The 26,552-nt window shown below is 67.0% G+C and carries 12 protein-coding genes; 11 read left to right on the plus strand and 1 reads right to left on the minus strand.

Annotated elements, in window-relative coordinates; genetic code table 11:
* The first annotated feature begins 1 nt into the window (after position 1).
* From tssK to RGUI_RS14365, 6 genes are read left to right on the plus strand one after another with little or no spacing between them, the layout of a single operon-like run.
* Positions 2–1,342, plus strand: coding sequence for a type VI secretion system baseplate subunit TssK (gene tssK, locus RGUI_RS14340; RefSeq protein ID WP_081534117.1), 1,341 nt, complete (start codon positions 2–4; stop codon positions 1,340–1,342).
* A 36-nt stretch (positions 1,343–1,378) separates the two neighbouring features.
* Positions 1,379–2,773: a type IVB secretion system protein IcmH/DotU gene (icmH, locus tag RGUI_RS14345; protein WP_081534120.1), complete on the plus strand. Its 1,395-nt coding sequence runs from the start codon at positions 1,379–1,381 to the stop codon at positions 2,771–2,773.
* Positions 2,773–6,471, plus strand: a complete 3,699-nt coding sequence (tssM, locus tag RGUI_RS14350) for a type VI secretion system membrane subunit TssM (RefSeq protein ID WP_081534123.1) — start codon at positions 2,773–2,775, stop codon at positions 6,469–6,471. Before icmH (RGUI_RS14345) ends, tssM (RGUI_RS14350) begins: the two co-directional genes overlap by 1 nt.
* On the plus strand, positions 6,471–7,172 hold the full coding sequence (gene tagF, locus RGUI_RS14355) for a type VI secretion system-associated protein TagF (RefSeq protein WP_081534126.1): 702 nt from the start codon (positions 6,471–6,473) through the stop codon (positions 7,170–7,172). The genes tssM (RGUI_RS14350) and tagF overlap by 1 nt, the downstream gene beginning before the upstream one ends.
* Entirely contained in the window at positions 7,169–7,882 is a 714-nt protein-coding gene (locus RGUI_RS14360) for a PP2C family serine/threonine-protein phosphatase (RefSeq protein WP_253798438.1), read from the plus strand. The genes tagF and RGUI_RS14360 overlap by 4 nt, the downstream gene beginning before the upstream one ends.
* Positions 7,883–7,887: 5 nt before the next feature.
* A complete protein-coding gene (locus tag RGUI_RS14365) occupies positions 7,888–8,736 on the plus strand; it encodes a M15 family metallopeptidase (protein WP_253798441.1) in 849 nt (282 codons plus the stop codon).
* Between the two features lie 15 nt (positions 8,737–8,751).
* Here the strand turns inward: RGUI_RS14365 and RGUI_RS14370 are convergent, their stop codons facing one another.
* Entirely contained in the window at positions 8,752–9,267 is a 516-nt protein-coding gene (locus RGUI_RS14370) for an invasion associated locus B family protein (protein ID WP_081534132.1), read from the minus strand.
* A gap of 340 nt (positions 9,268–9,607) precedes the next feature.
* On the opposite strand from RGUI_RS14370, the gene RGUI_RS14375 reads away from it, so the two are divergent.
* The 5 genes from RGUI_RS14375 to RGUI_RS14395 all read left to right on the plus strand — a co-directional run bounded on the left by RGUI_RS14375 (position 9,608) and on the right by RGUI_RS14395 (position 26,551).
* Entirely contained in the window at positions 9,608–18,337 is an 8,730-nt protein-coding gene (locus RGUI_RS14375) for a hypothetical protein (RefSeq protein WP_081534135.1), read from the plus strand.
* Between the two features lie 226 nt (positions 18,338–18,563).
* On the plus strand, positions 18,564–20,123 hold the full coding sequence (gene icmH, locus RGUI_RS14380; protein ID WP_156882975.1) for a type IVB secretion system protein IcmH/DotU: 1,560 nt from the start codon (positions 18,564–18,566) through the stop codon (positions 20,121–20,123).
* Positions 20,124–20,127: 4 nt separating this feature from the next.
* Complete coding sequence (gene tssM / locus RGUI_RS14385; protein ID WP_081534141.1) at positions 20,128–23,565, plus strand: type VI secretion system membrane subunit TssM; 3,438 nt, start codon at positions 20,128–20,130, stop codon at positions 23,563–23,565.
* Positions 23,566–23,633: 68 nt separating this feature from the next.
* Complete coding sequence (locus RGUI_RS14390) at positions 23,634–24,437, plus strand: PP2C family serine/threonine-protein phosphatase (RefSeq protein WP_081534144.1); 804 nt, start codon at positions 23,634–23,636, stop codon at positions 24,435–24,437.
* Positions 24,434–26,551 (plus strand): serine/threonine protein kinase, encoded by a 2,118-nt coding sequence (locus RGUI_RS14395; protein WP_081534147.1) that lies wholly within the window; start codon positions 24,434–24,436, stop codon positions 26,549–26,551. The genes RGUI_RS14390 and RGUI_RS14395 overlap by 4 nt, the downstream gene beginning before the upstream one ends.
* Position 26,552: the final 1 nt, after the last annotated feature.

The following is a 26,552-nucleotide window of genomic DNA, read 5'->3' on the forward strand; positions in this document are numbered from 1 at the left end:
GATGTCGTGGGACAGCAAGGTACTCTGGACCGAGGGGCTGTTCCTGCAGCCGCAACACTTTCAGCAGCAGGATCGCCATACCGGTGCGCTGGTCGCGGGGCTGGCGCACCGTCTGACGCCCTATGCCTGGGGTGTCAGCGCGTTCGAGATCGACCGCGACGCGCTGAAGATCGGGCAGTTCGCGGTGAAATCCTGCGCCGGGCTCACGCAGGACGGCACCGTGTTCCGCGTCCCCGATGCGGAGGATCACCCGCCCGCGCTGGACGTGCCCGCAACGATCAAGGATTGCGTCGTCTACCTGTCGGTGCCTGCGCGGCGGCAGGGCGCGATGGAGGTCGACCTTTCGGGGGCAGAGTTGTCCGCCGCCCGCCTGCGCCCCGGCGAGCAGGAAGTCACCGACACGATGGGCACCGCGCGTACGCCCGTTACGCTGGCGGTGGGCAAGATGCGGCTGCAATTCGCGCTGGCGGTCGACGATCTGGCCGACCGTCTGGTGATCCCAATCGCCAAGATCATCGAGGTTCGCCCGGACCAGGAAATCGTGCTCGATTCCGGCTTCATCCCCTCGGTGATGGATGTGCGCGCCTCGACCGTTCTGTCGGGGCTGTTGACGGAGCTTGAGGGGCTTTTGACCCACCGGATGACGGCGCTGGCCGGACGGCTGACGCAATCGGGTGCGGTCAAGGGCACGGCCGAGATCCAGGACTTCCTGCTGCTTCAAGTGATCAACCGGGCGCTGCCGATGGTGCGCCATTTCACGCAACTTGAAAACCTGCATCCCGAACGGCTTTATACCGAATTGCTGCGCCTGACCGGGGAGCTGGCCAGCTTCATGGCCGCCGAACGGCACCCGCCGCAATTCCTTGCCTATCAGCATCACGACCTGACCGGTTGTTTCGGCCCCCCGATCCGGGAGCTGCGGACCTATCTGTCGGCGGTTCTGGAAACCGCGGCGGTGTCGATCCCGCTCGACCCGCGGAAATACGGGATCTCGGTGGGGCTGATCGCCGACCGCAAGCTGATCGGCAATGCCAGCTTCGTTCTGTCGGTCAGTGCCGACATGGCCGAGGAAACCGTGCGCCGCCATTTCTCCGGCCATGCCAAGATCGGCCCGGTGGAGGAGATCCGGACATTGGTGAACTCTGCCCTGCCGGGGATCGAACTGACCCCGCTGCCGGTCGCGCCGCGCCAGATCCCCTATGCCGCGGGCAATGTCTATTTCCAGCTTGATGCGAACAGCCCCTATTGGGGGAAGATGACCACCTCGGGCGGGATCGCGGTTCATGTCTCGGGGGAATATCCCGGGCTGAAGATGGAGCTTTGGGCGATCCGTCAGGGCTAGGCCGGGACGGCATGCGCAACACAGGGAGACGGTTCCATGGTTGACGACGATCCGTTCGCCGAACCAGACGACAACGAACGCACGGTGATCCGTCCCAACCCCGCCGGGCGGCGGCCGGTTCTGGCCCCCCAGCCCGGCCCGCCCAAACCGCTGCCGAACACCACCCCGCCGGCCCCGCGGCAGGACGCCAGCACCGGCACCCTGGCCGAACTTGGCGCCGCGATGACCGGCCCGAATGCGTTGAACGCGGCGGCGGCGAACCTGTTTGCGCTGATCGGCCGGGTGCGCAACCGCGCCCAGCATCCCAACCCGGATGAGTTGCGCCGTTCCGTCGTGGCGGAAATCCGGGCGTTCGAAAGCCGCGCCCTGCAGGCGGGCATCGACCAGCAAAAGGCGCGCGTGGCGCGATATGCCCTGTGCGCGACCATCGACGATATCGTGCTGAACACGCCCTGGGCGGCAGAGTCCAGTTGGGCGCAACAAAGCATGGTGGCGACCTTCCACCGCGAAACCGTGGGCGGCGACCGGTTCTACGACCTGCTGGCCCGGCTGGAACAGGACCCGGCGAACAATATCGAACTGCTGGAATTCCTGTATACCTGCCTGTCGCTCGGGTTCGAGGGCCGGTTGAGGGTGGAAGAGGGCGGCCGCGACCGCCATGCCGAGATCCTGCTGGGGCTCTACCGCATCATTTCCGGGCAGCGCGGGCACCCGCCGCAGGATTTGTCCCCCCATTGGGAAGGGGTGAAACGACCCCATCGGCCGCTTTCGGCGTGGAAGCCGGTCTGGATTGCGACGGGCGTGCTCAGCGCCGTGCTGCTGTGCGCGTTCCTGGCGCTCAGCTATATCCTGGGGCTGTCCACGCAAGGGATCGCCGGGCAGCTTGCCGTGCTTGACCCGCCGGGTGTGGCCAAGCTGGACCGGCCGGCCCCGGTGGCCTTGCCGCCCCCCGTGGTCAAGGAAGACACCCGGCAACTGGAACAGGTCACCGGCTTTCTGCAAGAGGCCGTGGAGGCGGGGCTGGTCACCACCTTTCAGGACAGCAATACCATCACGGTCCGGCTGAACGGGGCGAACATGTTCGCGCCCGGGTCCGACCGGTTGCAGCCGCAATTCGAAAAGCCGCTGGAGGCCGTGGCCCGGGCGCTGAACGAAAGCACCACCGGCCCGGTCCTGATCGCGGGGCATTCCGATAGCGACCCGATCCGGACCGCGCGCTATCCCGACAACATGGCGCTGTCGCTGGCCCGTGCCGAACGGGTGCGCAAGAAACTGGCGGGCATGGTGGACGACCCCTCGCGGCTGAGCGCCGAGGGCCGGTCGGACAGCGAACCGATCGCCACCAACGACACGGCGGCGGGCAAGGCCCAGAACCGGCGGATCGAGATCATTCTCCTGCGCGAGGGCGTGCAGCAGGGAGGGCTTGACTGATGAAGGCCGTCTGGAACGCGGTGACCTCGACGATCGGGATCCTGATCATCGTGGCACTGATCTTCTCGCTGGGGATATGGCTGGTCGGCCCGCTCTTGGCGATTGGAGAGGCCCGGCCCTTCGACACCGTGATGGGACGGCTGATCGGGCTGGCGGTGCTGTGGCTGATCACCCTGATCGTGATCCTGATCGTTCTGCTGACCGGGCGCAAGCGCGAGGAGAAGATCGCCGAGGAAATCACCCACGAGGCCGAGGACGCCGCGCTGGACGACGCCCATGTTCAGGAAGAAATCGTGGAGATGCGCGACAAGCTGCGCCGCGCGTTGAAAACCCTGCGCGGGGCCAAGGGCGGGCGCAAGCGGCTGTACGATCTGCCGTGGTACGTGATCATCGGCCCGCCTGGCGCGGGCAAGACCACCGCGATTGCCAATTCAAAGCTGAACTTCCCGCTGGAGGATGAATTCGGCAAGGCCGCGCTGGCCGGTGTCGGCGGTACGCGCAATTGCGACTGGTGGTTCACGGATGAGGCGGTGATCATCGACACCGCCGGGCGCTATACCACGCAGGACAGCGATGCCGAGGCCGACAACGCCGCGTGGCAGGGCTTTTTGAAGATGCTGAAACGCCAGCGCCAGCGCCAGCCGATCAACGGCGCGCTGGTGGCGATCAGCCTGTCGGATCTGTCCAACCAGGACGAGATCACGCGCAAGGCCCATGCTCAGGCCGTGCGCCGCCGCCTGCATGAACTGCGCAGCCAGCTTGGCGTGCGGTTCCCGGTCTATGTGCTGTTCACCAAGGCCGACCTTGTGGCGGGCTTTGCCGAATTTTTCGACCGGCTCGGCAAGGAGGGGCTGGCGCAGGTCTGGGGCGTGACGCTGCCCCTGCCCAAGGGCCGCGACAAGACCCCGGTCTGGCAGGCGCTGGAGCCGGAATTCGACGCGCTGTTGAACCGCCTGAACGAACAGGTCCTGATGCGCATGCAGGAGGAGCAGGACCCCCAGCGCCGGGCGCTGATCGCCTCCTTCCCCTCTCAGGTCGCCTCGCTGAAACCGGTGGCAGAGGAATTCCTGTCAGAGCTGTTCCAGGACAACAGCTATGAACACAAACAGCTTCTGCGCGGAGTCTATTTCACCTCGGGCACGCAGGAAGGCACGCCCATCGACCGGCTTATGATGGGCATGGCGCGCACCTTCGGGATCGGGCGGCAGGCCATCGGTTCGGGGCGGGGCACGGGGCTGTCCTATTTCCTGACGGACCTTTTTACCGATGTCATCTTCGGCGAGGCGGGGCTGGTCAGTGCCGATGACAAGGTCGAACGCCGCTATCGGTGGAGCAAGCGGCTGGCCATTGCCGCCGCGGTTCTGGTGACGCTGGGGCTGGGCGCGATGTGGACGCGCAGCTATCTGGGCAACCGGGCGCTGGCGGCCGAGACGCTGACCCAGATCGCCGCCTATCGCTATTGCATTGAGGGCGTGCCCGCGGTGCGGGGCGCCGGGGCCGCGCAGTCCGATGAATCGCCCGAGGCCGTGCAGCTTGCGACGGCGGCCGGTTGCACCGGCGCGGGCGTGCCGCCCAGCCCGATATCCGACAGCGACATCATTCAGGTGGTGCCAGCGCTGAACATCGCGGCCGGTTTCCCCGGGCAAGACAGCGACTCCGCGCGCCCCACGGGCCTTGGCTGGGGGCTGTATCAAGGGGACCGGATCGGCAACCACGCGCGGCAATCCTATCGCGCGGCGCTGAACCAGCATTTCCTGCCGCGCATCATCCTGCGGCTGGAAGAGCAGATGAGCCGCAGCATAAACGAGCCCGATTTCCTGTACGACGCGCTGAAGACCTATCTGATGCTGGGCCAGTTGGGGCCGATGGACCGCGACTATGTCGCCGCGTGGCTGGCCGATGACTGGCTGACCAGCTTCCCCGGCGCCTCGCTGGAAGGCGAGCGGGAGGCGCTGAACCGTCATCTTGCGGCGCTGCTGGCCCAACCGATGGAGCGGATCGAGTTGAACGCCGACCTTGTGGCGCAGGTGCAGGACGTGCTGACCCGGATGCCGCTGGCAGAGCGTGTCTATAGCGGCATCATCCAAAGCGACGCGGCAAAGGCGCTGCCCGATTTCCGGCTGACCGATATCGGTGGGCCGAAACTGGCCAGCGCGATGACCCGCCCCTCGGGCGCGAAGCTGAACGAGGGGGTCGAGGGCATCTTCACCCGGCGCGGCTTCAACGAGGTTTTCCTGACCGAGGCGGTGAATGTCGCGGCCCGGGTGCAGGGCGAAAGCTGGGTTCTGGGCGCCAGTGTCGAGGACCAGCAGAGCGACCAGACGCTGATCGCGCTCAGCCGCGATGTGCTGGACCTCTACTATACCGACTATGTGCTGGCCTATGACCAGTTGCTGGGCGATATCGACATCATCCCGATCAAGGATCTGTCGCGCGCGGTAGAGGTGACGCAGATCCTTTCCGGACCGGCATCGCCGATCGCCAACATCCTGACGGCGGTACATTTCGAAACCCGGCTGGCCGAACCGCTGGAGGACGGCGACAGCGCGGCCAAGGGCGGCCCGCCGAAAAAGGCGCCGGGCAAGGCCGGCAAGGTCGTCGGGGCCGCGGGCAAGGTTGCGGGGCGCGAGGTGTTTTACCGGCTCGGCACAAACAGCCGTATCTTCCTTGAAGAGGTGCAGAAGACCCGCCCGCCGGGGCCCGATGGCCTGCCGCCGCCCCCGGGCACCTATGTCCAGAACGAATTCAAGTGGCTGGATGAGCTTGTCTCAAGCCAGGATGGTCAGCCCTCCGAACTCGACAGTCTGATTTCGCTTCTGGCCTCGGTCTATGACGATCTCAACCGGATGAGCATCGCGGGCGGCGTGTCGGATCTGGGCGCCAGCAGTGCCGCATTGGTCAATTTCCGCGCCGCTGCCGGGCGGCTGGAAGGGCCGATGAAGCGCTGGGCGGCGCAGATCGCGGTGGGGTCGACCGATGTCACCGTGGGGGGGACCCGCGCGGCGATCAGCGCCAAGTGGCAGGCAGAGGTTCTGCCCACCTGCCTGCAGGTCACCGGCAATACCTATCCGTTCAAGCGCGGCGCGCGGACCGAGGCGCCGATGCAGGATTTCGGGCGGCTCTTTGGCCCGCAGGGGCTGATCGACAGCTTCTTCACCCAGACGCTGGCGCAATATGTCAACACCGCCACCAATCCGTGGTCCTGGAAAGAGGTCAACGGCGGCGATCTGGGGATATCGCAAAACGTGCTGGTGCAGATGCAGCACGCTGCGGCCATCCGCGACGCGTTCTTCACCGGCAGCCAGTTGCCGCAGATCCGGTTTCAGGTGACGCCGCAGGCGCTGGACCCCGATGCCCGCAGCGTGACATGGGAAATCGACGGCCAGAAGGTGGAATTCAGCCAGCGCGCCGATCCGCGTCCCCTTGCGATCACATGGCCCGGCGCGGTCGGTCTGAGCCAGGTGGAGTTCCGGCGGCCCAAGCGCAACTCGGTCAACGAGCTTCGGCGCGATGGGTCATGGGCGCTGTTCCGCATCCTCGACGCGGCGGCGGTGCGGCCCACGAACGCGGCGGACCGCACGCGGGTGACCTTCAATGTCGGCGGGCGGATCGCGATCTTCGAGATTCAGGCGGGGTCGTTGTCCAACCCCTTCGCCCTGCCGAGCCTGACCCGCTTCAGCTGCCCGCAGAGCTTCTGATGACGGTGGAGTTCGGCGCCTATGGCAAGATCCCCGCGATGGGGGATTTTCTTAGGATCGGTCTGGACCCGGGGTTCACCCGGGGCTGGGACGGGTGGCTGCAATCGGCGATGGCCACGGCCCGTGACCGGCTGGGGGAGCGGTGGACGGCGTGCTACATGTCCGCCCCGATCTGGCGCTTCACCCTGCCCGCGGGGCTTCTGGACGACGATCCGTTCCTTGGCGTGACGATGCCCTCGGTCGACCGGGTCGGGCGGCAGTTCCCCCTGACGCTGGCCGCGCGCCTGCCCGCCATGCCGGCGGCCACATCGGTTTCGGTGCACCTTGCCTCTGATGCCTGTTTCACGGCGCTGGAGGAGGCCGCTCTCCATGCGCTTGAAGACAGCACCGACAGCGCCGCACTCGCTGCACGGTTGCAGGTCGTTCCCGCGCCAGAGGTGCCCGGTCACAGTGTTGCAGCAATGTCAGGGTCGGCGATTCTATGTGAGGCGCCCGATGCCGGCGGGCTTGCCCGGGCGCTTGCCGGGACCCTAACCTTGACGCAGGAGGGGGCGCCGCTCAGCCTGTGGTCCTGCATTTTCGGGCCGGGGCGGCGTCTGATGACCATGCCGGGACTGCCCGAAGACGACGACATGGCAGCCCTGTTCGATCCGGAGGACGCGCGATGGACGGTGTCTATGCCTACAGGGAGAACAGCTTGACGATCTTCAGGCACAGCGCGGTCACCCATACGGGACGCGTGCGCAAGATCAACGAGGACAGCATCCTCTCGCTGCCCGACCACCGTATCTGGGTCGTGTCCGACGGAATGGGGGGGCATGAGGCTGGCGATTTCGCCAGCCAGACGGTGACCGCGGCGGTGGCCGCCCTTCCGCCTGATATGGGGCCCAAGGAAATGATGCGGGCCCTGCGCGGGGCGATCCATGACGCCCATGCCCAGATCCTGGCCGAAAGCGAACGCAGTGCCCGCGGCGTGATCGGGGCCACGGTTGTGGCGCTGATCCTGACCGACGATCATTTCGCGGCGTTCTGGGCGGGGGACAGTCGGCTTTACTGTCTGCGCGATGGCGAACTTGACATGCTGACCCACGACCATTCGGTTCTGGCCGATCTGGTCCTGTCCGGCGCGATGACGTGGGAAGAGGCCGAACGGCACCCGGAGTCGAATGTCATCACCCGCGCCGTGGGCGTCGGCGACCCGCTGGAGCTGGACAAGATCCGCGGCGATGTGCGCCCGGGCGACCGGTTCCTTCTGTGCTCGGACGGGCTGACCAAGCATCTGGGCCTTGCCGACCTTGCCGCCGTCTTGCGCGCCGAACCGATGGAGACGGTCGCCGAGAAGCTGGTCTCACGCGCCCTTGAAGGCGGGGGCACCGACAATATATCCGCCATAGTCGTGGATGTCGTTTGAGGGATATGGCCGAAACCGCCCATATGCGGGCCGTCCCGTGGATCATAGGCGCGATCGTTGTGATCGCCGCCACTCTTCTTGCTTTGCTGTTTCTGCCGAAACTGTCGTTGCCCGTGGGCGGCGGCGCAGGTGTGGACAGCGCCGCGCGGATCGAGCTGGAGCGCCTGCGCTTCCAGATCGATGCCCTGCAAGACCGCACCGAAGAGCTTGAAAACCGGCTGCGCAGTCTTGAGGAGAGCCGCGCTTCGCCGCCCGCGTCCGACCGGCCCCGCACCACCTTTCGGCAAGAGGGACCGAACGCGATCCTCGACGCCTATGCCAAGGTGGTGCTGATCGCCGACCGGCAGAACGTCAACCGCGGCATCACCGTCGCCACCCCGGCCTTTCTGGAAGAGATGTTCGGAAAGCCGCGCGAGGCGCTGAGCGACCAGTGCGAGCCGATGACCAACGCCAAGCTGAAGGACTTGCTGAAGCTGGAGGAGGTCGGGCCGATCCGCGTGAACATGCTGCAACCGGCCATCGACAGCCTGCGCCGCGTGTTCCAGCGGATCGAGGACTCCGACCCCGATCTTTACAGCCTGATCGACAGTTCAGGGTCGCTTTGCGTGCGTCAGATCCGCGGCACGGTCGGGCGGGCCTCCACCCACGCGTTCGGGCTTGCGCTGGATGTGAACATTCAGGGGCATCTCGACACCTTCGCCGATGGGCGCACGCAGCTTGGGCTGATCCTGATCGCGGATTACTTCCACGAGGAAGGCTGGGTCTGGGGTGCCGGTTTCTCGCGCGAGGACAGCATGCATTTCGAGGTCAGCAAGCAGCAGCTTCTGGAATGGCGCGACCAGGGCATCCTCTGACCAGCGCCGTCGCACCTATTGCGTCAGGGCGTTCAGACCCGCCGTTACCCCCTTCAGCGACACGTTGAACAGCACCGCCTCCTCCCGGTTCACCGGGCGGTAGCCGATGATCATGCGCACACCCCGGCGCAGCGCGGCGGTTTCGTCCGCTGTCAGCAAGCGCGAGGCCGAGCAGGCCCGGTCGCTGCAGGTGCGCCATTGCAGGGGCAGGGTCCCTTCGGTGCCGTCGATGCGGTAGCCCGGGGTGATGGGCAGGAACATCCCCGTGGGGGTATTCAGCACCATCAGCGTCCGCTGTTCGCCCTCTACCGTCACCTCGCGGAGGACGACCTCGCCCAGCAGGGCGCCGGTTTCGCGGAAGGTCAGCGTCTGCTTGATCGCGCAGACGGTCTGGTTCATGGCTGGCGCCTCGCAGATCACCTGCCAGTCGCCAAAGCTTGCCCCGTTGGCCACCGGCGTTTGCGCCGCGGCCGGAAGCACCGGGACAGCGGCCAGCAATCCGGCGAAAAGAACACGCTTCAAGCTCGTCATGGCAAGTCCCCCTCCGACACTTCTTCGGGGATAGAACCCGCGCCCCCAGTCTGCAACCTCTATCTGTTTCGCGTCAGGATAGAGCCATCGACGGCGCCGCAACCTTCTGCTGTGACAAACGGGTCACAACCCCCGACCGGGGTCGTTCACGATCCCGCGACGCTTCCTTCAAACTTGACTAAATGTCTGCGCTGCGCCGACAGTTGACATGAGCGATGCGCATGCCGGCGGTCGGACCAAGCGAGATGTCGGCGCCATGCCCGGGGGGATGTGAGACCCGTCCGGGCTTGGCGCATGTCCCGGGGTCCCGCCACGTCACACTGGGGAAGGACGAAAATTCATGACACATCTGGTCGGCCTGAAGGTGAACTTGCGTCCTGTCGGCATTCGCCAACGCAGCCTGACCCGCCATTGCCGGCTGGGCCGCGCCACCGAACTGGTGGTGATCCTTGCCACGGGGACGACGCTGGTTCTGGGCGGGGTGGCGCAGGCCGAAGACCTGTTCTGGGATCCGGGCGTGGTCGGCTTCCCCGGCTCCGGTGGGTCGGTTCCCGGCACTTGGGACGTCAACACCACCAGTGACTGGACCAACGCGGCCAATAGTGTCCGCCGGTTCCAGCAAGACGACAACGTGACCTTCGCGCTAACCGGTGGCGTGGTGACCGTCGACGAAAGCTTCGGCGCTGTGCGGGCGACCGATGCCAGCATCGAGGCGGACGGCTACACCATCCAGGGCGACCCGATCGAGATCACCGGGACGCTGACCCTGTTGAACCCCGGCGAAAGCCTTGCGCTCGATTCCGCGATCAACAACAGCCTCGACATCGCCGGGGCCGGCGACATGACCGTAACGGGCGGATCAAGCGGCGGCATCACACAGGGCACGTCGGGCACCGTCACCCTGTCGGGTGGCACCTATGGCGATGGCACCAACGGGTGGTCCCAAAGCAGCGGGGAAACCGTTGTCGCGGTCGACTCCGCGATCACCGGGGCGCTTTTGAATGGCGCTGGCACGGTGACGGTCGATGCCGCGCTGACCATCGATACGACGGCGATCAACTCCGATATCCTGGTGGTCAACGGCTCGATCATCGGCGGTCAGGTCGTCAACAATTCCGGCGGCACCGTCACGCTGAACGGGGATATCACCGGCAGCTATGTGCAGGACGGCGGCGGCGACCTGACTACCGTCACCGGAGCGTCGAGCGTCTCTGGTGGGATGAACATCGACACCGGCACGCTGACGCTGTCGGACACGCTGGCCTCAAACGTCGATCTGGCCGCGGCGACGGTGTTCAACCAGAACGCGGCGCTGACGGGGAACCTCGTGACCGCCTCGGCCGATGCCAATATCGACGCCGACATCAACGGCACCGTGACCCAAAGCGCCGGTCAGGCGAATGTGGGCACGGCGGCGACGATCACCGGGCTGGTCACCGTCAATGGCGGCACCTTCACGGTGGACGCAGCGGGCACGGTGCTGGATGCGGGGGTCACCGTGGCCTCGGGCGGCACGCTGGAACTGAACGCGCAGACCACGCTGAATGCGGATTCCGACAGTGATGGCACCCTGACGATCAACACCACGGTTCTGGGCGGCACAGCGCTGACCAATACCGGGGCGGCGACGTTGGCGGGTTCCCTGTCCGGGGGCTATGTGCAAGACACCGACGGCACCGCGACGACGGAGGTGACCGGCGCGCTGTCCGTCGCGGGCGGCATGAACATCGACACCGGCACGCTGACGCTGTCGGACACGCTGGCCTCCGACGTCGATCTGGCCGCGGCGACGGTGTTCAACCAGAACGCGGCGCTGACGGGGAACCTCGTGACCGCCTCGGCCGATGCCAATATCGACGCCGACATCACCGGCAGCGTGACCCAAAGCGCGGGTCAGACGAATGTGGGCACGGCGGCGTCGATCACCGGGCTGGTCACCGTCAATGGCGGTACCTTCACGGTGGACGCGGCGGGGGCGGTGCTGGATGCGGGGGTCACCGTGGCCTCTGGCGGCACGCTGGAACTGAACGCGCAGACCACGCTGAATGCGGATTCCGACAGCGACGGGATCCTGACGGTCAACACCACGGTTCTGGGCGGCACAGCGCTGACCAATACCGGGGCGGCGACGCTGGCGGGCTCTCTGTCCGGGGGCTATGTGCAGGACACAGACGGCACCGCGACGACCGAGGTGACCGGCGCGCTGTCTGTCGCGGGTGGCATGAACATCGACACCGGCACGCTGACGCTGTCGGACACGCTGGCCTCCGACGTCGATCTGGCCGCGGCGACGGTGTTGAACCAGAACGCGGCGCTGACCGGGAACCTCGTGACCGCCTCGGCCGATGCCAATATCGACGCCGATATCACCGGCACCGTGACCCAAAGCGCCGGTCAGGCGAATGTGGGCACGGCGGCGACGATCACCGGTCTGATCACCGTCAACGGCGGTACCTTCACGGTGGACGCGGCGGGGACGGTGCTGGATGCGGGGGTCACCGTGGCCTCGGGCGGCACGCTGGAACTGAACGCGCAGACCACGCTGAATGCGGATTCCGACAGTGACGGGATCCTGACGGTCAACACCACGGTGCTGGGCGGCACTGCGCTGACCAATACCGGGGCGGCGACGCTGGCGGGTTCCCTGTCCGGTGGCTATGTGCAGGACACCGACGGCACCGCGACGACGGAGGTGACCGGCGCGCTGTCCGTGGCGGGCGGCATGAACATCGACACCGGCACGCTGACCATCACCGCGGCCACGCAGGCCGATATCGATCTTGCCACGGCGGCGACCTATGTGCAGAACGCCACGCTGACCGGGGCGCTGAGCACGGCCTCCAGCAATGCCGATATCGCCGCCGATGTGACCGGCGCGATCACCCAGACCGGCGGGCAGGTCAATGTCACGGGCGCCGCAACCATCGGCGGGCTGGCCGACATCAACGCCGGTACGTTCGAGATCGACGCCGCAACGGTGCTGAGTTCGGGGTTCGACGTGGCCGCGGGCGCGCGCTTGCAGGCCGACGCCCAGACGACGCTGGGGGCGGATTCGATCAACGCCGGCACGCTGGACATCAACGCCGATATCCTTGGCGGCCGGACCATCGCCAACAGCGGCACGGCGACGCTGGCCGCCGACATCACCGGCGTCTACAGCCAGACCGCGGGCACCACGAATGTGGATGGCACCGCAAGCGTGTCGGGCGCGACCTCTGTCTCGGGCGGCAGTTTCACGGTCGATGCCGGACAGATATTCACCGCAGGCGGCGGTATCGCGATTTCCGGCACGGGCGCGTTGCACAACAGCGGCACGATCACCGGAAGCGTGTCCAACACCGGCACCGGGGCCAGCACGCTGGCGGGGACGGTGACCGGGGACTTCACCCAGAACAACGCCGGCGCGACCACCACCATCGCCGGCGCGACGGATATTGACGGAAGCATCGTCAACACCGCCGGCACGATCGACCTGAATGCCGATCTGACCGTCGGGGGCGACCTGACCAATGGCGGCAGCATCACCAATATCAGCGGCGGCACCTTTGCGCTGACGCTGGACAGCGGATCGGGCGTGTTCACCTCTACCGGGATCATCAATGCCGGCGCGGGCGAGATCACCATTTCGGCCTTCGAGGTCGTGCTGACCGGGGGGCACACGGAAACCGGCAACGTGGTCTTCCTGACCTCGATCATCGATTACGGGTCGGACCAGAGCCTGACGGGCATTCAGAACTACAACATGTCCGTCCAGTCCGGCGTGGTGATCACCATCACGGGCGACACGACGATCGGGGCGAGCGATGCCATCGACGACATCGAGAATGCCGGCACGATCAACATCAACGCCGGCCAGACGCTGAGCGCGGGGACGATCAGCAACACCGCGACCGGCACGATCGACCTTGCGGCCAATGCCACGCTGCAGGGCACCGACAACACGCTGAACAATGCCGGGGCCATCGTGGTGGCCGATGGCGGCACGGTGGAGGATGCCGGGGCGATCAACAACCTGGCCGGCGGCACGATCACCTTCAACGGCAATGCCGATTTCGATGCGGACTCCGACAATTCGGGCGGCGAGATCATCACCAATGACGGGACGATCACGGTGCAGGCGGGCGGTGGCACCGTTGTCGTGGGCAATGACGATCTGACCAACCAGGGCGTCGGCACCGTCGCCGTGGACACGGGCACGATGAACGGCATCGCAACGCTGACCAACACCTCGACCAGTGCCACGGCGATCACGGTGGCCAGCGGCGCGACGCTTGGCTTTACCGACCTGAATTCCTCGGCGGGGATGATCGTGGCGGCGGGAACGCTGGACGGGGACGTCACGCTGACCGGCGTGGCCGATCTGGACCTCAACGCCGGTTCGATCACGGGGGCGCTGACCAACCGGTCGGCCACCGAGATCACGTTGGCCGGCGCGCTTGGCAGCTTCGTGCAAGACACCAATGCCAGCGCCGCCACGGTTGTGGACGGTGCGACGACGGTAACCGGCGGCATGAACATCGATACCGGCACGCTGACCGTCAATGCCACGCTGGCATCGGATGTCGATGTCGCGGCGGGCACGACCTATGACCAGAACGCGGCGCTGACCGGCAACCTGACGACGGCCTCGTCCGCGGCGACCATCGGCGCGGACATTACCGGGACCGTGACCCAGACCGCCGGGCAGACGAATGTGGATGGCGCCACCACGATTTCGGGGCTTGTCGATGTCGATGGCGGCATTTTCGAAATCGATGCGGCCACGACGCTGACATCGGGCTTCAACGTCGCCTCGGGGGCCGAGGTGCAGATCGATGCCGATACCACGCTGGGTGCGGCATCGACCAATGACGGCACGCTGGACATCAACGGGAACGTCCTTGGCGGGCAGACCGTCACCAATACCGGCGCGGCGACGCTGGCGGGCGATATCACCGGCGACTTTGTACAAAATGCCGACGCCACGGCCGAAACGACCGTCGATGGTGCAACCAGCGTGTCGGGCGGGATGAACATCGACACCGGCACGCTGACCGTGAACGCGGCGCTGACGTCTGACGTCGATCTGGCCGCAGGCACGACCTATGACCAGAACGCGGCGCTGACCGGCGACCTGACGACGGCCGCGTCCGCGGCAACCATCGGCGCTGACATCACGGGGACCGTGACCCAGACCGCCGGGCAGACGAATGTGGATGGCGCGGCCACGATCTCGGGTCTGGTCACCGTCAGCGGCGGCAGTTTCGAAATCGACGCGGCGGCGACGCTGACATCGGGCTTTGACGTCGCTGCGGGGGCAGAGCTTCAGATCGATGCCGATACGACGCTTGGCGCGGCGTCGGTCAATGCCGGCACGCTGGATATCAACGCCAATATCCTGGGCAACCAGACGATCACCAACACCGGCACGGCGACTCTGGCCGCCGATATCACCGGCAGTTATGACCAGACGGCGGGCACCACGACAATCGATGGCGATACCGGCATTTCCGGGACCACCACGGTTTCGGCGGGCGATTTCGTGGTTCTGACCGGCCAGACCTTCAATGCCATCGGTGGGCTGACCCTTTCGGGCACCGCGGTCTTGACCAACAGCGGCACCATCACCGGCACTGTGACCAACAACAGCACCGGCGTTTACACGCTGTCGGGCGACATTACCGACACCTTCACCCAGGACAATGCGGCGGCGGTGACGGTTGTTGCCGCAGCGTCGAACATGGCGGGCGGCTTCGTCATCAATGCCGGCGACCTGACCGTGAATGCCGACCTTACGCTGGGGGCGGATTCGTCGAACGATGGCACGCTGGACGTCAATGGCACCATCCTTGGCGGGCGGACGATCACCAACACCGGCACGGCCGAACTGGCCGGGGACATCACCGGCAGCTTCGTTCAGAACACCGACGCCACGGCCACGACAACGGTGGACGGGATTTCCAGCGTGTCGGGCGGGATGACCATCGATACGGGCACGCTGACCGTGAATGCCGCGCTGACCTCTGACGTCGACCTGGCCGCGGGCACGACCTATGACCAGAACGCCGCGCTGACCGGGGACCTGACCACCGCATCCTCGGCCGCGACCATCGGCGCGGACATCACCGGCACCGTGACGCAGACGGCGGGGCAGACCAATGTCGATGGCGCGGCCACCATTTCGGGGCTCGTCAATATCGACGGCGGTCTCTTCGAGATCGACGCCCCGACGACGCTGACATCGGGCTTCGACGTGGCGTCGGGGGCCGAAGTGCAGGTCGACGCGGCCACGACGCTTGGGGCCGACTCGGTCAATGCCGGCACGCTGGACGTGAACGCCAATGTCCTTGGCGGGCAGACGATCACCAACACGGGCACCGCCGAACTGGCTGCCGATATCACGGGCGCCTATACGCAGACGGCGGGCACCACCACGGTGGACGGGGCCTCCGCCGTTTCGGGGGCGACCACGGTGTCGGGCGGGACCTTCACGGTCGAGGCCGGCAATACCTTCACCGCGACTGGCGGGCTTGACGTGACGGGGACCGGCGCGCTTGACCTGAACGACACGGTCGACGGCGACGTGACGCGCGCGGGCACCGGCACCAGCCTGCTGGCCGGAACGATCACCGGCGACTACGACCAGACCGCAGGCGCCACGACCGTCGACGGCGACAGCACGATCCAGGGCGATCTGAGCGTGACCGGCGGCACCCTGACCGTCGCCGCGGCGCAGACGCTGAACGCGCAGACCATCGACAACAGCGCAGCCATCGTGCTGCAGGATGATGCCACGCTGCACGGCACCGGCAACACGCTGGTCAATTCCGGCACGATCACCGTGGCCGATGGTGGCGCGCTGACCGATGTGGGCGAGATCAACAACCTGGCCGCCGCCACGATCACCTTCGATGGCAACGCGACCTTCGATTCCGACACGGATGCGTCGGGCGGAGAGATCATCACCAATGGGGGCGCCATCGTCGTGCAGGCGGGCACCGGGACCGTGGCCGTGGGCAATGACGACCTGAGCAACCAGGGCGCCGGCACGCTGACCGTGACCTCGGGCACGATGAACGGCATCGCGACGCTGACCAATACCTCGATCAGTGCGGCGGCGATCGACGTGGCCAGCGGGGCGGAACTGGGCTTTGACGCGCTCGCCTCCTCGGCCGGGACGATCACGTCGGCGGGGACGCTGACGGGGGATGTGATCCTGACGGGGGCGGCGGCGCTTGACCTGACCAACGGCACCATCGACGGCGACCTGACGAACCAGGCGACCGATCTTGCCCTGTCGGGGGCGACCATCACGGGTGACTATAGCCAGACTGCCGCGCTGACAACGACGGTGACGGGCGCGACCAGCATCGGCGGCACGGTCACCAACCCGGGCACCTTCGACGTGGCGGCCAATTTCACCTTCGGGGCCTTCACCAACTCTGCCGGTGACGATCCGGACGTGGTGGACGATGGCGGTGTTGCCGAGCGTTTGACCAATGGCGGCGGCGTGATCGTGCGCAGCGGCGGGTCGATGACCGGCACGACACTGACCAACACTGGCGTCATCGGGCTGGAGACCGGGTCGACGCTGGGGGCCACCTCCTTCACCAACAGCGGGCGGCTGGAAGCGAATGGCAGCGTCACCGTTCAGGGGTCTCTGACCAATACCGGCATCATCGACATGCTTGACGGCGACACCGGCGATGTCATCACGATCAATGGCGATGCGGTGCTGGATGGCGATCTGTTTTATGACGTCAACGTTTCGGGCATCGATATTGCCGGGGGCGCTGCGGATACAAGCGACCTGATCGCGGTCAATGGCGATATCTCCGGGACGCCGACCTTCCACTTCACGAATATCAACGGCACCGTTTTCGCGGGTATCGGTGGCAGCATCGACCTTGTGACCTATACCGGCGACAACAACCTGTCCGGCACCGTGTCAACGACCGGGCTGCCGACGAACGGCCCCTTCCTCTACCAGATCAACACGGACACCGACGGCACGATCCAGCTTGAATCCATCGCCAACTCTGCATTCGGTGGTCTGGCCAGTGGCGTGGCCGCCACGCAGGGCATGATCGCGACCGTGATCAACCGGCCGTCCGCCGCACTTGTCACGCCGCTTGTCGATCCCGGCGACGATCCCTGTGCCCGCGGCGCATGGATCCGGATGACGGGCGGTGAATCGAATGCCAGCCTCAAGACCCAGAATGTCGGCGCCGGGAATTCGGCAACCAACGATATCAGCCTGTCCTATTCGGGCTTCCAGCTCGGCCTCGACCGGTCCTGCTCGGGCGGTTTCCACAACGGATGGGACATTGCGGTCGGGCCGATGCTTGGGTTCAACAGCGGCAGTTCCTCGCTTCCCGTCGATACGACGCTGACCGTCAACAACAAGATCAATACCGATTTCGAGCAGTATTTCGGGGGCGTCTATCTGAACTTCGCGCGCGGCAACTTCTTCGGTGACATCATGTTCCGCGCCGACACGACGTCCTACGATCTGCGTGAAACCGTGGATTTCGCAAATGGCGGTCTGGGTATCGCAAGCCAGAGCTACACCAGCTCCGGTATGGCCATCAGTGGATCGCTCAGCTATTCGCATCTTCTCAACCAGGACCTGAACCTGCGCATCGTGCCCACGGTTGGTTTTGCGCTGACCCGGATTTCCGTCGACGATATCGAGATCGAGGGGGATCCGAACTCCACCGCCGATGACAGCGTTCTGCAGATCGACACCATCAACCAGAAGATCGCCCTGGTCGGGGCAACCCTTGTGCGGACGCAGGTTCTGCCGGGCGACCGCTCGGCCCTGACCTATTTCGGCACGGCGACCTACTTCAACGACTTCGGCAGCGATATCTCCAGTTCGGTGGACGCGACCAACAACAGCACCGCGTTCCTGAGTGAGAACCTCGGCGGGTTCGGCGAGATCAGTGTCGGGATGAACCTCACGCGGCTGTTCGGGGCGGGCTCTGCCCTGCCGCTGCGCCAGCTTGATGCCAGTATCCGCGCCGACTCTCGCTTCAGCAACAAGATGGACAGCTGGGGTGTCACGCTTCAGGCGCGTCTGCAGTTCTAGGCAAGGCTGTCGCCGGGGCGCTTGACGGCGCCCCGGCGTGGCCGCAGGGTTGAGGAGTGCTGCATCTGCACAAGTCTTACGGGCCAAGGCGCCGGCGTTCGGTGTCGGAAAGCTGCCCCTGGGCACATCCGCACCCGTATGCGGCGCGAAAGCCCGGACGGCGCGAAAGATGCGGCATCGGTTCGGGCCCGCCCGTCGCGGCCCGCTAGGTGTCACGGCAAAGGCAATGGCGAGGGACGACGACAAGACGGTGATCCGGCATCCGCGCGCCCCGCGACCGCAAGGGGCGGAGGGGACGGGAGGTCCGTTCGCCCGGCGCGATCCCGGTGACGCAGCCGCGGACCGGACCGTCATCGGCATGCCGATCATGCCCGACCATGTGCCCTCTGCCCCGCCATCGCAGGGGGAGGAGCGGCAGACACCGGCCCGCCTGCAACGACCGCCCCATCTGCAAGGGGCCGCCCCCGCCCCGCCCCGCGGCCCCGTGGCACGGCCGACGCCCACCGGCCGGCCCGGCGCCGTCCCGCGCCCGCCCGCGCAGCGCCCCGATTTCGACGGGCGGGGCGACCAGCAGATCGCGGTGGAGGACGCGATGCGCGCCACCGGTCTTGGCCCGGCCGGGCCGAGCAATCCGCTGCTGGCGGCGGCTGTCAGCCTGTTGTCGCTGCTGGGGCGGCTGCGCACCGGGCGGGTGGAGTTGCGCTCCACCCGGCTGGAAGGGCACCTTGCCCTTGAAATCGACCGGTTCGAGCAGGTCGCCGCGGGGGCGGGGCTGTCCGCCGATGAGGTGAACGAGGCGAAATACATCCTTGCCGCCTGCGTCGACGACATCCTACAGAACCTGCCCGTGCCCGATCCGTCGCGGTGGCGGAACGGGGGCATGGGGATGCGCTATTTCGGCGATCCCGACGCGCCGCTCGGGGCGTTTCGCTGTCTCGACGCGGCGCTGCGCGACCCGGCGCGCCGAACGCGGTTCATCGAACTGATGCTGGCCTGTCTGTCGCTGGGCCTTGAAGGGCCCTATCGCAATCTGCCCGGCGGGCAGGTGCAACTGGCCCATATCCGCCATGAACTGCGCGAATTGCTGGGCCGGCTGGCCCCCCGCGACGATGGCCATCTGTCGCCGCGCTGGCGCCCGGTGATCCCCGGCGGGCCGCGGCGTCTGGGGGTGCCGGTCTGGGCTGCGGCCGGCATCGGCGCGCTGATGGTGCTGAGCCTTTTCTCCACGCTCGCGACGATGCTCTCAGACAGGGCCGGGGCCGCGGAGGGGCGGATCGCGACGATGCATCAGGGGCTGCCGCCCGTGGTGCTGGCCCGGACGACCCCGGTGCAGCGGGCGCCCGAACCTGCGCCGACAACGCAGATGGAACGCCTGCAGGAGGGGGTGGCGGGGCTGGATATCGCCGTCTCGCTGCGCAACGACTGGGTGCTCTTGCGCCCCGCTGCTGGGTTCAGCTTCGTCTCGGGCAGCGCCGATCTGGAAGGGGAGGCAGGCCCCCTTGTCGATGCGCTGGCGCGGGTTCTGAACGCCGAGACCGGGGCGATCCGGGTGGTGGGCCATTCCGACAGCCAGCCGCTGTCGGGCACCGGGCCGTTCCGCACCAACCAGCAATTGTCAGAGGCCCGCGCGCAGACCGTGGCCGATCTGCTTGCCGCGCGGCTGGCCGATCCCGGCCGCATCGTGGCCGAGGGCAAGGGCCCGGTGGAGCCCATCGCCGACAATGCCACGCCAGAGGGGCGTGCCCTGAACCGGCGGGTCGAAATCCTGATCCGCCGGGGGGATTGAGCCGTTGCGCCGGGGGCTTTTCACCACAGTCGGACATGCGACGCGCCGCCTTGGCGCCGGGGTGGTGGGCCATCTGTGGGGCGTGATCGGCACGGTCAGCCTGTCGCTTGTCATCCTTTACGGTCTGCCGGCCACCGGTATTGCCGCGCTGGCCGATCTGCCGCTGCGCCTGTCGCTGCTGGCGGCGTTGCTGGTCGTGATCGGCGGGTCTGCCGTGATCGGTACGATCCTGAAACGCCGCCGTGCGCGCGCGTTCGAGGCCCGGCTGATGCCCGCGCTTGGGGACCGGGATATCCTTGCCGACCGGATGGACGCCGCCCTTGCCCGGCTGAAACGGGCGGGGGGGCGGAATTACCTGTATGCGCTGCCGTGGTATGTCATCGTCGGCCCGCCCGGGGCGGGCAAGACCACCGCGCTGCGCTATTCCGGGGTGGAGTTTCCGGGGCAGGACCTGTTGCCCGATCATGCGCAGGGCTTTGGCGGCACCCGCAACTGTGACTGGTGGTTCGCACGGCAGGCGGTGCTGATCGACACGGCCGGCCGCTATATGACGCGCGAAACCGACAGGGCGGCGGATACGGCAAGCTGGGCGGCGTTTCTGGACCTTTTGCACACGCACCGGCCCCACCAGCCGATCAATGGCGTGATCCTCGCCTTCTCGATCGAGGACCTGATGCGCGGGACGCCCGAATTCCTGAACTGGCACGCCGCGACCATGCGCGAGCGTCTGGCGGAAATGCACGCCACGCTGGGCATCGACATCCCCGTGCATGTGCTGTTCACAAAGGCCGACCTGATCTCGGGTTTTCGCGAGTGTTTCGGCGGCTTCTCGAAGATGCAGCGGCGGGATGTCTGGGGCTGCACCTTCCAGGGCGGGACCGGCAAGGACCCCACCTATCAGCGGGTGGGAGAGGAATTCGACGCGCTGGTCCGGCGGTTGTCGGACCTCGTCGTCGGCTGGATGGCCAGAGAGCCCGACAGCGCCACCCGCATCGCGGCCTTTGGCCTGCCCGAGCAGATGGCGTTGCTGCGCCCGCGGGTCGAGGATTTCCTGCAACAGGTCTTTGCGCCGCCGCGGCAGGGCCGAAAGGCGATCCTGCGCGGTTTCTATTTCACCTCCGGCACGCAGGAGGGCACGCCGGTCGATCAGATCCTTGGCCTGATGTCGCGCGAAAGCGGCAAGGCCCAAGGCCCGCTGCCGGCCTTCATGTCCGGCACGGGAAAGAGCTTTTTCCTGCACGACCTGATGACCAAGGTCATCTTCGCCGAACGCGACTGGGTCATCTTCGACCGCCGTGCGGGGCGCCGGGCCCGGTTCTGGCGCCGGATCGGTCTGGGACTGACGGGCATGGTTACGGCGGGCACGATGGCGGGGCTTGGGCTCAGCTATTGGCAGAACGCCTCGCTCGTCCGGGATGCAGAGGCCGGGGCGGCGGTCTATCTGGGGGCGGCACGGGCGGCGCTGGTCCAATCCGTCATCGAGGATCCGGACCCGCTGAAGGTGTTGCCCCATCTCGACGCGCTGCGGCAGTTGCCGGGGGGCTATGGGGCGGGGCCGGCGGGCCCGTTCCGCCTGGGCTTCGGCCTGTCGCGTCAGCGGGAGATCGGCCGCGCCGCCCGGCAGGCCTATTGTGACGGGCTGGAACGGCTGCTGCGGCCGCGGCTGATGCTGCATCTGGAAAACGAACTGCCGCGGCTGGTCATCGCGGGCGATGCCGCGGCTCTTTACCGGGCACTGAGGGTCTACATGCTGCTGGCCCATGATCCGGAGGCACGCGGCAACGGCGATGCCGCCATTCGCAGCTATTTCGCGCAAGCCTGGCGGGGGGCGATGCCCGCGGCGGAGGCCGCGGCGCTGGAGGCGCATCTGGCCGTGATGCTGTCGCTTGATGGTGACCGTGCCCCGTCGTTGCGCCCCGATGAGGGGCTGAAGGCCGCGGCACGGGCGGGCTTTGCGGGCCTGCCGCTGACCGACCGGGTTCTGACCGTGCTGGAGGAACGGGCCTTCGCCGCGGGGGTTCCGGACCTCGTCTTGCCCGACCGGATCGGGGCGGATTCGGCCGCCGTATTCCGCACCACCGACACCACTGCGCTTGGGGCGCTGGCCGTGCCCGGGCTTTACACCGCGGCGGGGTTTGCGCAGGTCCTTGGCCCCGATCTGGGCGCGGCGGCGGAACTCTGGCGGTCGGAACAATGGGTCCGCGGCGACACCCCTGCGCCGCCTGACACCGCGCGGCAACTGGCCGTCCTGCGCGCGGCCGTGGCCGAGCGCTACCGGCAGCGCTTCGATACCGCATGGCGGGACCTGTTCGACCGGCTCGCGCTGAAACAGCCCTCCGCCGATCCGCCGGACTATGCGCGGTTGGGGCTGATCGCGTCCCCGGAGCGTTCCCCGCTGCTGCAACTGATGGCCACCGTCGCGGCCGAAACGCGCCTGACCGACACGACGGTCGGGGCGGACGATATTGCCATGCTGGCCCAGGCGATCAGCGCCGATTTCGCGGACTGGCACGCGCTGACGAACGGCGCGCCGGGCCAACGGCCGGCCGATGCGGTGATCGATGGCTTCGGTGCCTTGCACAGCGTTTTGGCCACGGCGGCCCGGGCGCCGTCCCCGGCCGATGATGACCGGTTGAGCCGGACGCTGGCGGCCCTGTCGGCGCAGGCTGGGGATATGCCGGCCCCGATCGCGCGGATGATCGCGGCCACCGTGGCCGATATCCGCACCGATGACCCCGCCTCTGCGCTGTCGGCCATGAACGCGGCGCTTGCCCATGACATCACCGCCCCCTGCCGGGCCGGGCTGGCGCGGCGCTTTCCCTTCGCGGACGGGCCCGAACAGGTCGGCCCCGGTGACTTTGCGGCAGGCTTCGCACCGGGGGGGCGGATGGACCGCTTCGTTGCCGATCACCTGCGCCCCTATGTGATCGAACGTGCCGAGGGCCTGCGGCCCGATCTTGGCACCGCCATCGGGCAGCGGCTGCGAGCCGAAACGCTGGCGCGTTTCGATGCCGCCAAGCGCATACAGCGCGCCTATTTCCCCGATGGCATGACAACCCCGCGGGTGGCAATGTCGATCCGGCTGGAGGCGGCCAGCCCGGCGGTGGCGCGCGCCGATCTGACGCTTCAAGGGGCGGCAATTGCCCTGGTTCCGGGCGGCCCGGCCGCAGATGTTGTCTGGACGGGGGCGGGCACCGGTGTGAAGATTGCGTTGTACGGTGCACAGTCCGAACCGCTTGGCACATTCGACTTCGCCGAAGGCAACTGGGATGTGGCAAGGTGGCTGCGCAGGGCTGCACCGCATGTGCAGGGCAATACCGTCGCCCTGCGGCAGGACATAAACGGCCACTCGGTCGGGTTTCGGCTCCGCTTTGCAGGGGACACGGTGCCCTTCCTGATGCCGGAGCTTGGGGCGTTCCGATGCCCCGAAACGCTGGACTGACGGGGCCGTCGGCCCAGAAGACCACCGGGCAGCACAGACCCGGACCGAAAAACGGGCAGGAGACCACGATGAAGCAGGACAGCGGTTTCACCTTTCAGACCGGGCAGGCGACGGATGTGGGCAAACGGCGCAAGATCAACGAGGACAGCCTGCTTGCCCGGCCCGAGCGCGGCCTTTGGGTGGTGGCCGACGGAATGGGCGGGCATTCGGCGGGGGATTTCGCCTCGCAGACGGTGGTGGCGGCGCTCGACCGTGTCGATGGCGCCGACACGGGCGCGGCGCTGCTGGCGCAGGTCAGCGACAGCATAGCGGCGGCGAACCGGCGCATCCATCAAGAGGCGCGTGATTTGCAGACCGATACCATCGGCGCGACGGTCGTGGTGCTGATGGCGCATGGGTCCGAGTTTACCTGCCTGTGGTCCGGCGACAGCCGCGTTTACCAGTTGCGCGGGGGCAAGCTGACACAGACGACACGGGATCATACAGAGGTGCAGATGCTGCTGGATGCCGGGGCGATTTCCCCCGAACAGGCGGCGAACTGGCCGCGCCGGAACGTGATCACCCATGCCATCGGGGTGGACGAGACGCCGGAATTCGATGTGGTCACCGGCACGCTGGAGGCAGACGATACATTTATCCTGTGTTCCGACGGATTGACCGAGCATCTGTCGGACTACGAGATCGCGATTTATGCCGACACGCTGCCCCCGCAGGACGCCTGCGATGCGATGGTGGCCCTGACGCTGGACCGGGGCGCGAAAGACAATGTGACGGTGGTCGTGATGCGCTGTCTGCCGGGTGAGGAGTTGGAACCGGTCACCATGGATGACATGCTGGGACTGCAAAGCGATATCCGCGAGGACGAGGGATGAGCGGCACTGACAACGACCTGCCGGACGATGACGATGACCGCACCCGTGTCGTTCACCCGCATGGCGGGACGGACCGGCCAAAAACCGATGCCGGGTCGGCCCCGCCGCCGGACGACTCGCTTGCGCCGACGCAATACGCCCCGCGGGCGGGGGACGATTCGGTCGCGCCGACCCAGATTGCACCGCGCGCGCAGGATTCCGACATCGAACGCACGGTGGTCGCCACCCCGGCCCCGAACCGTAATAGCGGCAAGCTGCCCATTGGCACGCTGATCAACAACAACTACCGGATCGACCAGGTTCTGAAATCCGGCGGCATGGGCGAGGTCTATCGCGGGATCGAGATCCATACCGGCGACCCGGTGGCGATCAAGGCGATCCTGAAGGAACGCGCCGACGATGCCGAGGCGGGGCTGATGTTCAAGCGCGAGGCGCGCACGCTGCGCCAGCTCTCGGACGAGACCATCGTCAGGTACTACAACTACGTCCCCGATCCGCATCTTCAGCGCTATTTCCTGGTGATGGAGTTCATCGAGGGCGTGCCGCTGAAGGACTACATCGCCGAACATGGCGCGCTGTCGGTGGAGGAGGTTCTGACCCTGCTGGCGCGACTGGCCAAGGGGCTGGCCGCCGCACATGCCAAGGAGGTCATCCACCGCGATCTGTCGCCCGACAACGTGATGCTGGCCCGCGGGCGCGTGGAAGAGGCCCGGCTGATCGATTTCGGCATCGCCAAGTCGACGGTGGTGAAAGAGGGCACCATCGACGGGCGTTTCGCGGGCAAGATCAAATATGCCGCGCCGGAACAGCTTGGCCATTTCGACGGCAAGGTCACGCAGGTCACCGACATCTACGGGCTGGGCCTGCTGATCGCGGCGGCGGCCATCGGCAAACCGCTGGATATGGGCACGACCTTTGTCGAGGCGGTGCAGACGCGCCAGTCGGTTCCCGACCTGTCCGAGGCCCCGCCGGAGCTGCGCCCGATCCTGTCCTACATGCTTGAGCCCGATCCGGCGGCGCGCCCACCCTCGATGCTGGACGTCAAGGCGATGGCCGAGGATCCCACGAAGATCCCGCAGCAATATCTTGGCGGCTGGGTGCCTCCCGCGCCTGCATGGTCTGATCCGACGCGGGTGGTCTCTTCCGCCGGGGGGCCGACGATGGGCAGCATGGCACCGGGCCTGCAGGTGCCCGGCATGACGCAATCGGGCACATGGACATCGTCCTCTCGCAGTTCCGTCGGCACGATGACGGGCATGGGCAGCGCCGCGCCGGGATCGCTTCCGCCCCTGCCTGCGTCGCAGAAATCGGGCGGCGGCCTGGTGCCGGCCCTTTTGACGCTGCTGCTCTTGGGGGCGTTGGGCGGCGGCGGATACTATGCGTGGTCCACCGGTCTGATCGGTGGCCAACCGACGGACCAGGCGGAGGGGGAGGGGGCCAACGCGCCGCCAAGGACCCAGACGAGCGGCATCCCCGCGCCCTTGACCGACACGCGCGAGGGCTTTCTTGCCGGGTTCGAGACCGGCCCCTGCACCTTTGTCAGCCGCGTGGCCCAGGGGCCCAATGCCGGCGTGATCGAGGGATATTCTGCGTCGGGCGATGCCTTTGCCGGGCTGCCCACGGCCTATGAGGAGAAATTCGGCGCCCGGCCCGAGGTGCTGCCGCGGCAGGTGACCTCTGACCAATGCGCGGTGCTGGCCTTTGCCCGCGCGCTTCAGGGCCGGGGCCGCAACGGGGTAGAACTGTTCCTGTCCGCCGAAAAGGTGCCCAGCCAGACACCGGTGACCGCGCAACTGACCGTGCCGTCGACGCAGTCGGTGTGGCTGGTGCTGATCAGCCCGCGCGGCAATGTCTATAACCTGTCAAGCCGCCTGTCGCAGCCCGTGGGCAACCAGCGCAGCGCAAGCTTTGCCCTGACGCTGGGACAAGGGGTGGAGGAGGCGCCGCAGCTTTTGCTGGCGGTCGAAAGCGACGAACCCCTGACCAGTGCCGCCCTGATCCGGGATCGCGAAAACGCTGCCGCCATCCTGCCGCGGATCCTGCGCGAGATCGAAGGCCGCAACGGGGCCTCAAGCGCCAGCCTTGCCTATCTGAAGCTGACCGCCGCGGAATAGC

This window comes from Rhodovulum sp. P5, from assembly GCF_002079305.1.
Lineage (GTDB): Bacteria > Pseudomonadota > Alphaproteobacteria > Rhodobacterales > Rhodobacteraceae > Rhodovulum.